The 12,589-nt window shown below is 56.1% G+C and carries 11 protein-coding genes and 1 tRNA gene; 5 read left to right on the top strand and 7 right to left on the bottom strand.

The window, feature by feature from the left end:
* Positions 1 to 70: 70 nt before the first annotated feature.
* On the top strand, positions 71 to 2,326 hold the full coding sequence (locus tag QLQ17_RS10240; RefSeq protein WP_283209483.1) for a sensor domain-containing phosphodiesterase: 2,256 nt from the start codon (positions 71 to 73) through the stop codon (positions 2,324 to 2,326).
* A gap of 30 nt (positions 2,327 to 2,356) precedes the next feature.
* Here the strand turns inward: QLQ17_RS10240 and QLQ17_RS10235 are convergent.
* The 6 genes from QLQ17_RS10235 to QLQ17_RS10210 all read right to left on the bottom strand — a co-directional run bounded on the left by QLQ17_RS10235 (position 2,357) and on the right by QLQ17_RS10210 (position 7,367).
* A tRNA-Val gene (locus tag QLQ17_RS10235) sits at positions 2,357 to 2,433 on the bottom strand.
* A 55-nt stretch (positions 2,434 to 2,488) separates the two neighbouring features.
* Positions 2,489 to 3,445, bottom strand: coding sequence for a DMT family transporter (locus QLQ17_RS10230; protein WP_502867369.1), 957 nt, complete (start codon positions 3,443 to 3,445; stop codon positions 2,489 to 2,491).
* A 143-nt stretch (positions 3,446 to 3,588) separates the two neighbouring features.
* Complete coding sequence (locus QLQ17_RS10225; protein WP_283209482.1) at positions 3,589 to 4,677, bottom strand: hypothetical protein; 1,089 nt, start codon at positions 4,675 to 4,677, stop codon at positions 3,589 to 3,591.
* A gap of 121 nt (positions 4,678 to 4,798) precedes the next feature.
* Positions 4,799 to 5,881, bottom strand: coding sequence for a hypothetical protein (locus QLQ17_RS10220; RefSeq protein WP_283209481.1), 1,083 nt, complete (start codon positions 5,879 to 5,881; stop codon positions 4,799 to 4,801).
* A gap of 140 nt (positions 5,882 to 6,021) precedes the next feature.
* Positions 6,022 to 6,579, bottom strand: a complete 558-nt coding sequence (locus QLQ17_RS10215; RefSeq protein ID WP_283210147.1) for a YceI family protein — start codon at positions 6,577 to 6,579, stop codon at positions 6,022 to 6,024.
* Between the two features lie 62 nt (positions 6,580 to 6,641).
* Positions 6,642 to 7,367 carry a CDP-alcohol phosphatidyltransferase family protein gene (locus QLQ17_RS10210; RefSeq protein WP_283209480.1) on the bottom strand — a complete coding sequence of 242 codons (726 nt, stop codon included), beginning with the start codon at positions 7,365 to 7,367 and terminating at the stop codon, positions 6,642 to 6,644.
* A gap of 167 nt (positions 7,368 to 7,534) precedes the next feature.
* Here QLQ17_RS10210 and QLQ17_RS10205 point away from each other — a divergent pair, with 167 nt between their 5' ends.
* Genes QLQ17_RS10205 through QLQ17_RS10190 form a run of 4 tightly spaced genes read left to right on the top strand, consistent with a single transcriptional unit; the run spans position 7,535 to position 11,677 of the window.
* Complete coding sequence (locus QLQ17_RS10205; protein WP_283209479.1) at positions 7,535 to 8,431, top strand: zinc-dependent alcohol dehydrogenase; 897 nt, start codon at positions 7,535 to 7,537, stop codon at positions 8,429 to 8,431.
* 13 nt (positions 8,432 to 8,444) lie between these two features.
* The gene (locus tag QLQ17_RS10200) at positions 8,445 to 8,843 is read left to right on the top strand and encodes a 6-pyruvoyl trahydropterin synthase family protein (protein ID WP_283209478.1); all 399 of its coding nucleotides are present in this window, start codon (positions 8,445 to 8,447) and stop codon (positions 8,841 to 8,843) included.
* On the top strand, positions 8,830 to 10,731 hold the full coding sequence (locus QLQ17_RS10195) for a glycosyltransferase (protein ID WP_283209477.1): 1,902 nt from the start codon (positions 8,830 to 8,832) through the stop codon (positions 10,729 to 10,731). Before QLQ17_RS10200 ends, QLQ17_RS10195 begins: the two co-directional genes overlap by 14 nt.
* Positions 10,724 to 11,677, top strand: coding sequence for a lysylphosphatidylglycerol synthase transmembrane domain-containing protein (locus QLQ17_RS10190; RefSeq protein WP_283209476.1), 954 nt, complete (start codon positions 10,724 to 10,726; stop codon positions 11,675 to 11,677). The genes QLQ17_RS10195 and QLQ17_RS10190 overlap by 8 nt, the downstream gene beginning before the upstream one ends.
* Here the strand turns inward: QLQ17_RS10190 and QLQ17_RS10185 are convergent.
* Positions 11,655 to 12,476 carry a RibD family protein gene (locus QLQ17_RS10185; protein WP_283209475.1) on the bottom strand — a complete coding sequence of 274 codons (822 nt, stop codon included), beginning with the start codon at positions 12,474 to 12,476 and terminating at the stop codon, positions 11,655 to 11,657. The two genes, QLQ17_RS10190 and QLQ17_RS10185, sit on opposite strands and share 23 nt — an antisense overlap.
* Between the last annotated feature and the right edge of the window lie 113 nt (positions 12,477 to 12,589).

Genomic DNA, 12,589 nt, shown 5'->3' with positions numbered 1-12,589 from the left:
TAAAGAAAGAACAGGGTTTAACAAGTACGCTACGCGAATGTAGTGCACACAGAGTATTGGATTCAAACGGATGACTTCAGGTTTAGTCTCATTGCGGTCTCTCGACTGGGAGCAGGCCAAAGCCCTACTGCTTTTTTCAGCTGTGGTTGTTTGCCTGGCTGAACTTTCGCGGTTTTTTTCCATTGATGAACCATCAATGTCCATTCTATGGCCAGCGACCGGTCTGATCCTGGGGGCGGGGCTCATTTTGCGCTGGTCCGTTGTTCTGACCTGCGGGCCCTTACTGTTCGTCTGGTTGCTCGTTGCGCAAGACCAAACCGTTGGTGCGTCTATCGCGCTGACGGTCAGTCAAGTAGCGGGTATCGCCTTTGCGCTCTGGTACCTACAACGCCAGGAGGCGCCCGGTAACCGCTTCAAAAACGAGCTCGTAGACCGGTTGGTTTACCTGAAGGCGGGTGCACTGGCAGCAACGGTTTCTGCAAGCTTGGGAACATTTGCTTTCTGGTTGGGAGATTCGTCAATTCGAGATTTTAAGCTGCAGGATGTGTTCCTTGTCTACTGGTTGCTTGAAATTGTCTCAATTTTTCTCTTGGCGCCCGTCGCTTATTTTATTCTGGAGAACCCCTCCCGTTTTTTCCGAAATGTGACTGAGGATATTAAAAAGACCTCGACAGCATTCTGTATCGGCATTGCGGTTTCTCTGGCGCTTATTCTTTTTGCCCTGCCGTCGTCAGCGGATCAGACGTACACCCTTGCACTTTCGTTCCTGGTCTTTCCGACCTTGTGTTGGTTGGTGCTCACCGCTCATCCATCGACAGTTACGTTGGCTCTGCCACTGGTCTCTTTCGTTGCGGTTGCCTTCTTAAGTCTTGGAATCGGGCCAGTCGCGCGTTTGACGACAATCGATGAGGTTGTCCAGTTACTGCTCTTGTTGGCAGGCAGTGTTTTGCTTTTGCAGATTATTGCTGCCATTACCTATCTACGAAACGGACTGACCCAGAGGCTTCGTCAGCAGGCCAGCACCGATTTTCTGTCTGGCCTGAACAACGATCGAGCGTTTATTGATCTGATTCGTGACCGGGTGCCTGAAACGGAAAAAGCGGCAGAGACATCCAATCCATCGAGCTGGCTAATATACCTGGAAGTCCTCGACTTCGATCATCTGGAAGATTTGATGGGGTTCCGTGCGAGACGAAAGATGGAGACTCTGTTTTCCGCGCGTTTGATGGGGGCTGCAGGTCCTGCTTGTGATCCTGCCAGAATAGGCAACGGAATATACTCCCTGCTGTTTACCGAGAATGGTCGCCATTCACTGCCTGAGTTTCTGCAGTTTCTTTATCGAAGGTTCGATGGAGAGCTGTTCTCGGTTGAGGACCATCAGACGAGGATTCGGGTTTCTATCGGAGCGGTCGCTCTGGATGGTTCTTTGCAAGACCCGAACCAGTACTTGAGCGCAGCAACGCAAGCTGCCTTGATGGCTCGTGACCATCTGCCAAGGATCCATACGATTGAGGACCCAGAGGCCGTATCGCTGAGCCGCATTGGTCTGACGCAACGGCTTGAATTGCTCAAGGACGCTCTGTCCGATGAACGATTGGTCTTGTTTGCCCAGCCAATCCTGCCGTTCAGGAATACCGAAGAGGGCATTTCCTATGAAATATTGCTTCGATTAAGGGGCACGGACGGTCAGTTTGTTTCCCCGGGTGTTTTCTTGCCCGTTGCGGAAGCCTACGGGTTTATGAAGCAGATTGATCTCTGGGTGATCCGGACGACACTGAGGTTGCTTGCAGAGAACCCTGACTGGCTATCACGAACCCAAAAGTGCTCTATTAATCTGGCGGGAACAAGCCTGTCCTCTACGGAAATTGTTTCCAGTATCGAAGAGGCATTTCAGGATACGGGGGTGCCGTTCGACAAAATCGGTTTTGAGGTAACGGAAACCCAGCGAATTAGCAGTCGCGACGAGGCTGAGATTGTGACCGCCCAGCTGAGAGATATGGGGTGCAGTGTCTCCCTGGATGATTTTGGAACGGGCTTGGCAACCTTTGATTACCTCAAGACGTTTCGCTTTGACACGTTAAAAATCGATGGTGCGTTCGTGAAGCAGATCGAGACCAATGAGGACGACAGGCAGATTGTCGGTGCTACTTGTGTCGTTGCAAGGTCAATGGGCCTGACTACGGTCGCCGAGTTCGTCGAGAATGAGAGAGTGGCAGAACTGCTTGCGGATCTGGGTGTGGATTACGGCCAGGGCTTCGGTTTGGGGCGGCCTGTTCCTTTGGCTGATCTGTTTGAGACCAAAATGGAGAAGGCAACTGCACGTTGAGACTGGAAGGGTATTCGGAATTTGCAGGTTTGGTAGGACCACCCAGATTCGAACTGGGGACCTCTACCATGTCAAGGTAGCGCTCTAACCAACTGAGCTATGGTCCTGTGCCCTGCAACGGGGAGGAAATATACTGATTCGGCTGTGTCCGGTCAACCTCTTTCAGGCAGTTTTCCGGTTTCTGAACCAGTCTTTCAGAGCCTTGCGTAAGGTGCCCCATCGATTGATCAACAATGCGGCGAATATCAATGCACAGCCGGCGATTTGAGAGGCGGCCATGCTCTCGCCGAACCACAGTGTGGCGAAGACCGCCACCCAGATTGGCTCCAGCACCAAAAACACCACACCGTGACTATGGGCTGAAAGGCTTTGGGCGTAGGTCTGAAGCAGAAACCGTCCAGCAGTGCCGACGATCGCACTGGCCGCGATCCAGAGCGCCAGAATTGGCGGAAAATCGGAGAACGTGGGCGCCCAGGCCTCTAAAAGCAGAGACTCGGTCAATGTCACGGTGCCAACACACATCAATGCAATCGCAGTCAGGGGCAGGGTGGGTATCCGCACCTTCTCGATTTCAACGCCGTGGCGATTTCTTTCGGTGCGCTGGTTGGCGGCCCGGGTATTAAGGTTGAAATAAAGGGCAAAAATGAAGGCCGCGACCACAAAAAAGATCTGACCGACTTCCGGCCGGAAACCATTTTTTAGAGACAACAACGCCAGGCCAGCAACGGCGACGGGAATGGCAAACCAGGTGCTGACCGGTTGGGCTTCCTTGTAAACAAAGCGCGCGATGATGGGTACGATGACGACACCCAAACTCACCAGAAATGCGCCTTCGCCTACGTGCGTGGCATGAAAAAGCCCCATCACCCAGCAGCTCATGGCGACCCCGAACACCAGGCCTACACCTGCGCCTCGTTTGAGTTGGTCTCTGTTCAGGCGTATCAGTGACGGTGCTGCGAATACGCACAGAATAGTGCCTGCGAGAAGAAACCGCAGAGCTATGAACAGAAGAGGCGGCATCAAAAGCACGGCCTCTTTGGAAAACATCCAGCTTATGGCGGCCATCAAGGTGACACACACCAATAACAGATCGGATTTTCGAGCGTTTGGCAATGCCATGGAACCGGGCCTGTCTCGCGGGATAGAAAGGGGAGGGAGTCTATCACGGCGACAATGGGGAAGAGATAAGGGAAAAGCGGGGTGGGGCGCAGAAGGCTCGTCCTGAGCCATGATTGCCGTCCCTGGCGGACTGACCTGAGGGTTTAGTTGTTCAGGGTGTTGTAGACCAGCGTGGACATGTCCGTGTTGGCAGAACCCGGCACTTCAACGTACCGATCACCGGAGCCCCACCATTGCCACCAGGCACGCTTGTTGTACGTGCGGCTGGCGAAATCGACCTGCAAGCCGTTCAGGGTGCGGTTATTGACCACCGGCACTGATGTGTTTCCGGTTTCGGACCCCAGTACGCCACTGTGTGAGGCGCCTTCGTTCATCAGAATCGGGTAGTGGTTGTAGTACAACGCAGACGGTCCATCCTGGCTGGACACCTTGCCGGCCAGGCTCAGGCTGGACGAGCAGGAATCAATGCCCCGGCTGGTGGTTGCACCGCACGCAGAGTGGGTGGGAACCACGCCGTCATCCGTGCCGGAAATGAACGGCTTGGTGATGCCACCGTAAGAGGAACCACCGGCAACAAACCGAAGCCTTGGAATGTTGTTGGGACTGACAGCCAGGTTACGGGCAGCGTTGGTCTGCAGGTCGTTGACCACGCCCAGACTACCCGGCTCAGGATTAATACCGGTAAAGGCGCGAACGGCCTGTTTCAACGGCCAGTTGTACCAGCTGTCGTTGTAGGCGACGCTCAGCGCGAGGTCGGCGAGCTCTGTGCCGCCACCGGCGCCAGAGAAATCGATGGACGCCAGGATCTTCAGCGGCTGAAGGCCGTTGTTCTGAAGCCAGCGCGCCTGATTCTCAAGCAGATAGCGGGTAACCAGGTCGCCTGTTGAGTGTGACACGACAATGCAGTAGTCGTTACACAGGCCCTGTCGACTGATGGATTGCAGCTGTTGATAGGCTTGTTGGGCGATCCCGCCTTCAACCCGTCCGTCGCTGCCCCAGTCAATGCGGGCATCAGAGCGAGACAGCCAGAAGGTGCGCCAGTAATCCTCACCGGCGTTCTTCACTTCCTGCAGGTTTGCTGGGGGATTCGACAGATCTTCCTGTTGGAAACCGTGGACCAGAATGACATTGTGCCCGGCGAGCTGTGCACTGGCAGAGCCAGCAAACAGACCACCGGTTATGGCAACTGCCGCAAGGGCAGCCTTACAGGCACTTCCTTTTCTTGTTTTCATGGTTGCTCCGTCTTTATTGCTTTGTTGTTGTTGCAAGACGTTTATCCGGCTTTTGTGGCCCCTTGTTCGGGCTTCTTCTAGCCGGTACTGCCCGGTGTCGGGCCGGTGCGGCGTACCGCAGTCAGAACTTGTCTGCCAGCTTTTGCAGCAGGGCAGCACGTTGCTCTGATTCTGGATCACGCGCCGGAGTGTCGGTCAGGGAATCAAGATCCGGCGGTGTGAATGAATATCCCTCCTCGGGGCCAAAGCCATAATCGGTCCGGTCACCCGGTTGGGCCGGAAGGCGGCGAATCTGCAGATTCCTGACCTGCAGTTGTCCCTGAATGTTCCGCCCTGCCAGTACCGTTCCGTGGGCGCGCAGTTTGATGGTGTTTGACGAGCTCTGAAGGCGCTTCTCTGCGTTCAGTAATGCGATGGGTTGCCCGTTGTCCATAAGCTGGGCAGACAGGGCGTAATAACCGGATTCCCGAGCGTCGAACTCCACCGGAATCACCAGATCATTGCCTTTTATGGTGGCATCACCCACGCCGCTGAATTCGCCCAGATCCGGTTCGATGGTGAGCGTCGATACGTTCCGTATGCTTTTGCCATCGATGCGAGCTTCAACTATCAGCCGGTATTCGCCGGGTTCACCGCTGGCCGTCATCCAGCCTTCGAAAAATCCCTGATCACTTCGCTCGATGGCAGTGGAATCGATGGTGGTACGCTCACCGGCTGGTTCCAGTGAGGCCGTCATGGTGTCTGAAACCACAGCTGAGCCGGTGACTGTGGCGACCACCAGAATGTCTTCGTCTTCAACAAAACGGAATTTTTCCAGCGTCACGGTGAAGGTGCCATCACCCGCGAGGGGGAGTTCGATCGGCTCAAATCGGTTGCCCTGGTAACCGGTGGCGCGTTCCCTGGTCAGTGGCAGTGAGTAGCGCGGGTAGCGTATGTCCTGGGCGTAGGCGTCTGCGGCGCTTGCCAGCATAAATCCAAGGGCGTCGTCCGGTGGTTCCGGCGGTGGCGTATCTGGCGATGGGGATACTTCCGTCGGAGCTTTCTGGGGATTGGAAGAGGATTCCGACACTTTGACTTTGCCGATGTCAGCGCGGGATTCAGTTTGCCAGGAAAACTGGCCCTTATTGTCGGCCGACAGAAAATAACCGGCACCGATGGCGCACAGTACAATGAATGCGATGGCCAGAAGCAGGCGTTCAGGCATTCCGGATTCCTTGTTGTTGGCTTATTCGACGCAAGCGCCTTTTTTATTGTCCTACAATATTAGGGTGGTCGAATCGCCAACGCCAAGAACTGAGTCCGGAATGTAAATTTATGTATTCAGCCTGTGATGCTGGTCACAACTTAATCAAACCAGCCCGACTCGCGAACCGCCTCGAAGCCAAATCGTAGTTTGACCTCGTCGCCCACAAGGTCGTTGCCAACGCCATAGGTCATACCCCATTCGCTGCGTTTGATTGTGGCTTCGGCCGTCATGCCAAGGGTGTAGTCTTCATGGCCAATAGGGTACTCGGCGGCTTTATTGAGGGTGATGTTCACATCGACGGGGCGGGTCTGGCCCAACAACGTCAAATCGCCCGTAACCACACCCGTGTTTTCGCCGGTGGATTCGAAGTCGGTAACCGAAAAAGTGATTTCGGGATACTTGCTGCTGCTCAGGAAATCCTTGCTTCTGAGATGGTCGTCGCGTTTGTCGTGATTGGTAAACACGCTTTTACTGTCAAAGGTCAGTTGTCCGGAGGTCAGCGTGTTGTTCTGTTCGTCATAGTCGAACTGCCCTTCAACGTCCCGAAACATGCCCATCACGGGGGCGTAGCCAATGTGCTGAACTTCAAACGTCATGGAGAAGTGCTCATCGTCCACGACGTAGGTCTCTGGTTCTGCCAGAGCGGGCAAGGCCATGCCAAACACTGCCGCGCCTAGTCCGGATCTGAAAAGCAAGCGCCTGTTGCCTGTAGCCACGTTCATAATGATCTCCTTGTCTTTACCAACCAACGAATGTCTGTGCCAAAGGAATACACCAGAAGCACCAGAGCCAGAATCAGTGATGATTGCGCCAACGCAGCCGGCGTGATCGGTAGAATGGCAACCATGAGCGTCACCAGCTGCCAGACACAGACGGTTTTGCGTCGAAGGCTCTCTGGAAGAGGCGCCTGCAGTGCTGGCCACACCATTCCGGCGACGACAAAACCGTAACGCAGCAAACCCAGCGCCAGCACCCACAAGGCGGCCCGGTCCAAGGAAATCACGGCGACACAGAGCCCGAGAATAAACAGGGCATCCAATTCCATGTCGAAGCGTGCGCCGAACCGGGATTCCGTCGCTGTTGCCCTTGCGACATGACCGTCGACGCCATCCAATAGCAGGGCAATCAATGACAGGGACACGAACACCCATAGCAAGTTCCCGTTGCTGTCCGGACCGAGAAAAGGGGCCAGTCCAAACAAGGAGAACACCAGCAGCCCTCGAAAGAGTGTGACCCGGTTTGCCCAGCCGAAGTCTTCGTGTGCTGGCCAGTGACGATAGATGAAAAATACGCAGCCTGCGCTAAGCGCTATGCTGATGGGGTAGAAAGTGAATCCGGGATCGAACAGGCTGCCAAGAACACTGATCAGAAGTAACAGCCATAGGCCTCCTATCAGCATGTCTGCTAACAGGGGCAGGGATGTCCTGACTGTTCGGGAATCCATCGGCAGCTCCCGGCGTATCACTAAAAGTTTCCAACAAGTACGGTTTAGTCAGAAAGGTGGTTTAAATGGCAAAGGCGTTCTGGGTCACCGCGCCGTGTGAAGGGAGTATAGCCTCTGCAGATCTGAGGCATGAACAACCAGTTTCGCCGACCGCTCAATGGGCGCGAGTGAGAACTCTGTACACGGGTATCAGCCGTGGAACCGAATCGCTGGTTTACCGTGGCCTTGTCCCCGAGTCGGAATACCAGTCGATGCGGGCACCGTTTCAGGAGGGCAGCTTTCCGTTCCCCGTCAAATATGGCTACGCCAATGTGGGTACCGTGGTCGAGGGGTCTGATCAACTTTTGGGCCGCGAAGTTTTCAGTCTTTTCCCCCATCAGGATGAATTCGAATTACCAGAGGCGGCACTGATCCCACTGCCCGATGGTTTGCCGGCAGAGAGAGCCGTGCTTGCGGCCAATATGGAAACGGCCATCAACGGACTTTGGGACGGCGCGCCGAGGGTTGGCGACAGAATTGCCATCGTTGGGCTTGGGGTGGTTGGAATGCTCGTTGCCTGGATGGCAAGCCGCATACCCGGCACCCGCGTGACGGCGCTGGATATTAATCCCGAGCGTGGTCTGGTCGCAGAGCGTTTGGGGGTGGATTTCGCGACCAGCCTTGAGCACGACGATCATGACCTGGTCATTCATGCCAGTGGGCATCCCGACGGATTGGCAACGGCCTTGAACCTGTGTGGTCAGGAAGCAACCTTGATTGAGATGAGCTGGTATGGCGAACAGGCTGTCCCTGCGCCGCTTGGGCAGGCTTTCCATTCCAGAAGGTTGACGATCAGGTCCAGCCAGGTCGGGCAGTTGCATCCAGACCAGCGACCACGCTGGAGCCATCGTACCCGGATGGAGCTGGCGCTTAACCTGCTTCAGGAGCCGGTTCTTGATCATCTGATCACTGGCGAAAGCCCATTTGAGCAACTGCCAAAGGTAATGCACAGCCTGGCAGGCCAATCTCAAGATTCCTCGCTCCCGAAGGCAGAGGACACGCTTTGCCATCGAATTGTTTATTAAAAAGGAACCTGCAATGTTCTCACTGACTGTTCGCGACCACATGATGATCGCCCACAGCTTCAAGGGCGAGGTGTTCGGCCCGGCCCAGAATCTGCACGGAGCTACTTATGTGGTGGATGTCACTTTTGAGCGGAAGCAACTGGACGCCGACGACCTGATTGTGGACATCGGGCTGGCTTCTGACGTGCTGTCGTCTGTTTTGGCCGAGTTCAACATGCAGAACCTGGATGAGTTGCCCGCTCTGGCAGGTCGCAACACCACGACTGAATTCATGGCGGCCACAGTGTTTGAACGCATGGCCGCTGCGATCAAGGACGGTCGCCTGGGCGAGACTGGCAAAGGCCTGTGTGGCATGAAAGTAACCCTGGGAGAGTCTCACGTTGCCTGGGCCAGCTTCCATGGCGAACTCTGATCTATCGGATGTACTGTTTCTGGTTCCGGGTGATCCAGGGCAGAAAACCGGGGGCTATCGGTATGTCGCCCGGCTGGTCGAGGCCCTGAACGAGCATGGTGTGAACGCCCGTGTGGCCGGCCTTGATGGGCGGTTTCCGATACCGGATAAGCAGGCCAGGGAGGCATTGAATTCCGCGCTTTCCGACTGCCCTGACGAAGCCCTGGTGGTGCTGGATGGCCTTGCGATGGGTGGTTTGCCCGATACCGTCTGTCAGCACGCCGATCGCTTGGCGTTGTGGTCACTCGTGCATCATCCCCTGGCGGATGAAACTGGTCTGGCACAAGCAGAAGCGGATTGGTTGTTTGAAGCGGAAAGACGTGGGCTGGCCGCCGTAAAAGGCGTGCTGGTGACCAGTCGCCACACCGCAAATCGGCTACAGGCGTTTGAGGTTACTGACAGCAAGATTCATGTGGTTGAGCCCGGTTCCGATACCGTTTCTCCGCAACGGCCAGAAACGGTGCAACGGGGGCGCTCTTCAACGATTCAACTGCTGTGTGTGGCAACGCTTTCGCAGAGAAAAGCGCAGCACCAGCTGGTGGAAGCGCTTTGCCAGTTACGGCATCTCGACTGGCACTGCTCCCTGGTAGGCTCTGTGGCGCGAAAGCCGGCCTACGCTGAAAAGGTGCGCCGTCAAATTCGCGAGCTCAATCTGGAGGATCGATTTACCCTCACAGGGGAACTGGGTGACCAGGCCCTGGCTGAACACTATGCGCGAGCAGACTGTTTCGTGTTGCCGTCACTCTATGAAGGCTACGGCATGGTGGTTGATGAAGCATTGTCGACGGGCCTGCCGGTCATCAGTTCGGACGGGGGTGCTCTTGCCAATACTGGTGACCGACCTGGCGTATTGCTCTACGCCGCAGGCTCGGTCTCAGGGCTGGCGCGTCATCTGGAACATTGCCTGAGCAGCAAAGACGCGCTCGAATCGCTTGCGGGCGATGCCCTGAAATACGCCGCACTCGCTCGCGACTGGGCCATCGCTGCAGAGGAATGTGCGGAATCGCTTGGGCTCGCTCCGTCGTCTAAGGATCACAGTCAGTTTGACATGGAATGGCTCAGGCTCAGGGAACCAGCGGATCATCGTGCCCGCAACCGGCAGCTTCTCGCCAACGTTCAACATTGGGCAGACCATCATGGCGGCGATCTGATCAGGATTACCGATTTAGGCGCGGGCGCAGGCTCAAACGGCGCCTTTTTGAGGGATGAATTGCGAAAACCTCAGCACTGGGTATTGCTGGATCAGGACCGGCACCTGCTGGATCGCGCAACATGCCGACTGCGGGGCAACGGGACGACCGTTGAAGCGGTTCTATGCAAGCTCGACGCGGAAAATCTGGACACCTTTATTCCTTCGAATACCGATCTTGTGACCGCATCTGCGCTGATTGATCTGGTGTCTGAACGCTGGTTGGAAGCGTTGGTATCTGCGGCCAGCAACCGGCGGGCGGCAGTGTACATTGTGATCAGTTACGCGGGTGATTTCCGCTTGATGCCAGAACATCCTGATGACGGGTTCATTCGTTCGCTGGTTAACGAACACCAGCATGGGGTCAAGGGCGTCGATGCCGCGCTCGGCCCGGACGCAACCCACTGCCTTGCAACCGCTTTGAAGGCCGTCGGATACAACGTGTCGGTCGCGCCCAGCCCGTGGGAGCTGAAAGGCCCAGATGCAGACTTGCAGGCGGCACTGATCAGCGGCTGGGCCGATGCGGCTGAAGAACAATCCCCGGAAGACGCCACCCGCATCCGACGTTGGCAATCCTCCCGGCTGTCAGCGGCAGCCGGGGCCGAGCTGACGGTGTGGGTGGATCATGAGGATCTTTTCGCCTGGCCTGGCGATGACTGACAAACGCGGATCGAAACCCGGTTGGCTTCTGGTCGTGCGATGGGTGCTGACTGTGGCCATCATAGGCGTGCTGATGTGGTCGTTGGACCTGTCGAACCTGGCCGCCGAATTGTCGCGTTTTTCATGGCTAGCCTTGCTTGCTGCTCTTGTGGTGTCTGTTTTTCAGGTTGTGATTTCGGCCTGGCGATGGCGGTTCACCGCGGGCCGGCTCGGGCTGCACTTACCCTTTAGAGCAGCCATTCGAGAGTATTACCTGGCAATGTTTCTGAACCAGTGCCTTCCGGGCGGCGTGGTCGGTGATGTTAATCGTGCCTGGCGACATGGGCGTGGATCAGGAGTAGGGAAGAAGTCGTTCCATGCAGTCATGATCGAACGTCTGTCCGGGCAGATCGTTATGGCACTGGTCGCCATCCTGGCCTGTATATGGCTGGTGATACGTTTTCCAGGCATTAGCTTTCAAGTCGAACGATTGCTTTCCAGTGCCACCGGATATGGCTTGATTACTATTGCAGCACTGTTGTTGGCTCTGTATCTGGGTGGCAGAGCCTGGCAATCGATGCGGAACTACTTTTATGAATTGGGCAGTGATATCTACCAGGGCCTGATTCATCGATCAGCTTTACTGGTTCAGTTGTTCTCTTCCCTGATCGTCATGGCGACCTACCTGAGCGTATTTCTGTTACTGGCAGCCAGCGCGGGCACTGGCTCCGGTGTTGTGGGCGCTGTAACCCTGCTTGCGCTTTGCAGCCTGCTGCTGCTCGCCATGGTTATCCCCCTGACAATCGCCGGGTGGGGCGTTAGGGAAGGCGCTGCCGCGTTACTCTGGCCTCTGGTCGGTTTACCAGCAGAGCAGGGCGTCGCCTTGAGCGTTGGCTATGGATTAACGATATTGCTCTCCAGTCTGCCCGGCGTGTTGTTTGTGTTCAGTCGGCCTGGCCGTGACTGAAATTCAGAGCAAACAGCATATCGCTCCCAAGGTCCACCATAGCGGCAGAGGGGCGCAGTGCACCATCCAGCCTGTCGATTTCCGGCAGCGAAAAAGCGGGCCGACCGCTACCAATGATCATCGGCGCGACCATCACGTGGAGGTGATCCAACAAACCAGCGTTCAAAAACGCTGAGACTGTCAGTCCACCACCCTCGATGAACACCCGCCTCAGACCGAAGTCAGCCAGCACATCCAGGATGACTTTGGGCTGGGTTTGCTGGTCGTTTCCAAGACAAGGCACATCCAATACGCCGTTTCTTGGCAACAGTTTTGGGCCCGGCTCATAGGTTCCGGCAGTCAGGCGCAGAGTCGGTGATTGCTCATCGGTGAAGACTGCATGAGAGCCTGGCACCCGTTTTTGGCGGTCGATGACCACGCGGACCGGGTTGGGGCCCTCAGCAAGACGAACCGTCAGCCTGGGATTGTCTTCAGATGCCGTGCCAGCGCCAACAACCACGGCATCGCAGATGGCGCGGAGTCGATGGAGATGTCGAAGCCCACCCTCGCCGTTAATGTATTTGGACGCGCCAGTCACGGTGGCTATGCGCCCATCGAGGCTTTGGCCCATCTGCCCGACCACAAGGGAGCGGGTTCCGTCAGGGAGGTGCCTGCAAAGGGGCAGGAAGATTGTCAGCAATTCACGGGCCGCTGAGTCAGCGTTGTCATAATCGCTGCTGCTCGTCGTGGTATTCTGTCGGTTAACGGCCTGCAAAATAAGCCGCCAAGCGGCGGTCTGGTCTAGGGCGTTTGCGGCCATGGATCGCAAGGCTCCGCTGGTTTCATTGTTTGACGTCTGATTGCGTTCTGATTGAGTGTACCGCTTAATGTACGTTAAATTTTAGGCCTCAGTTCGTAAGTCTTTTGAAAGAG

Origin of the sequence: Marinobacter sp. CHS3-4, assembly GCF_030053415.1 — a bacterium.
GTDB lineage: Bacteria > Pseudomonadota > Gammaproteobacteria > Pseudomonadales > Oleiphilaceae > Marinobacter.
The sequence above is the reverse complement of the archived record's forward strand: the minus strand, read 5'-3'. Positions and strand labels throughout refer to the sequence as shown.

Excerpts from the sequence above, each read along its gene's own strand:
- QLQ17_RS10240 (WP_283209483.1), top strand. The coding sequence starts at position 71 with ATGACTTCAGGTTTAGTCTCATTGCGGTCTCTCGACTGGGAGCAGGCC.
- QLQ17_RS10230 (WP_502867369.1), bottom strand. The coding sequence starts at position 3,445 with ATGGCATTGCCAAACGCTCGAAAATCCGATCTGTTATTGGTGTGTGTC.
- QLQ17_RS10225 (WP_283209482.1), bottom strand. The coding sequence starts at position 4,677 with ATGAAAACAAGAAAAGGAAGTGCCTGTAAGGCTGCCCTTGCGGCAGTT.
- QLQ17_RS10220 (WP_283209481.1), bottom strand. The coding sequence starts at position 5,881 with ATGCCTGAACGCCTGCTTCTGGCCATCGCATTCATTGTACTGTGCGCC.
- QLQ17_RS10215 (WP_283210147.1), bottom strand. The coding sequence starts at position 6,579 with ATGGCCTTGCCCGCTCTGGCAGAACCAGAGACCTACGTCGTGGACGAT.
- QLQ17_RS10210 (WP_283209480.1), bottom strand. The coding sequence starts at position 7,367 with ATGGATTCCCGAACAGTCAGGACATCCCTGCCCCTGTTAGCAGACATG.
- QLQ17_RS10200 (WP_283209478.1), top strand. The coding sequence starts at position 8,445 with ATGTTCTCACTGACTGTTCGCGACCACATGATGATCGCCCACAGCTTC.
- QLQ17_RS10195 (WP_283209477.1), top strand. The coding sequence starts at position 8,830 with ATGGCGAACTCTGATCTATCGGATGTACTGTTTCTGGTTCCGGGTGAT.
- QLQ17_RS10190 (WP_283209476.1), top strand. The coding sequence starts at position 10,724 with ATGACTGACAAACGCGGATCGAAACCCGGTTGGCTTCTGGTCGTGCGA.
- QLQ17_RS10185 (WP_283209475.1), bottom strand. The coding sequence starts at position 12,476 with ATGGCCGCAAACGCCCTAGACCAGACCGCCGCTTGGCGGCTTATTTTG.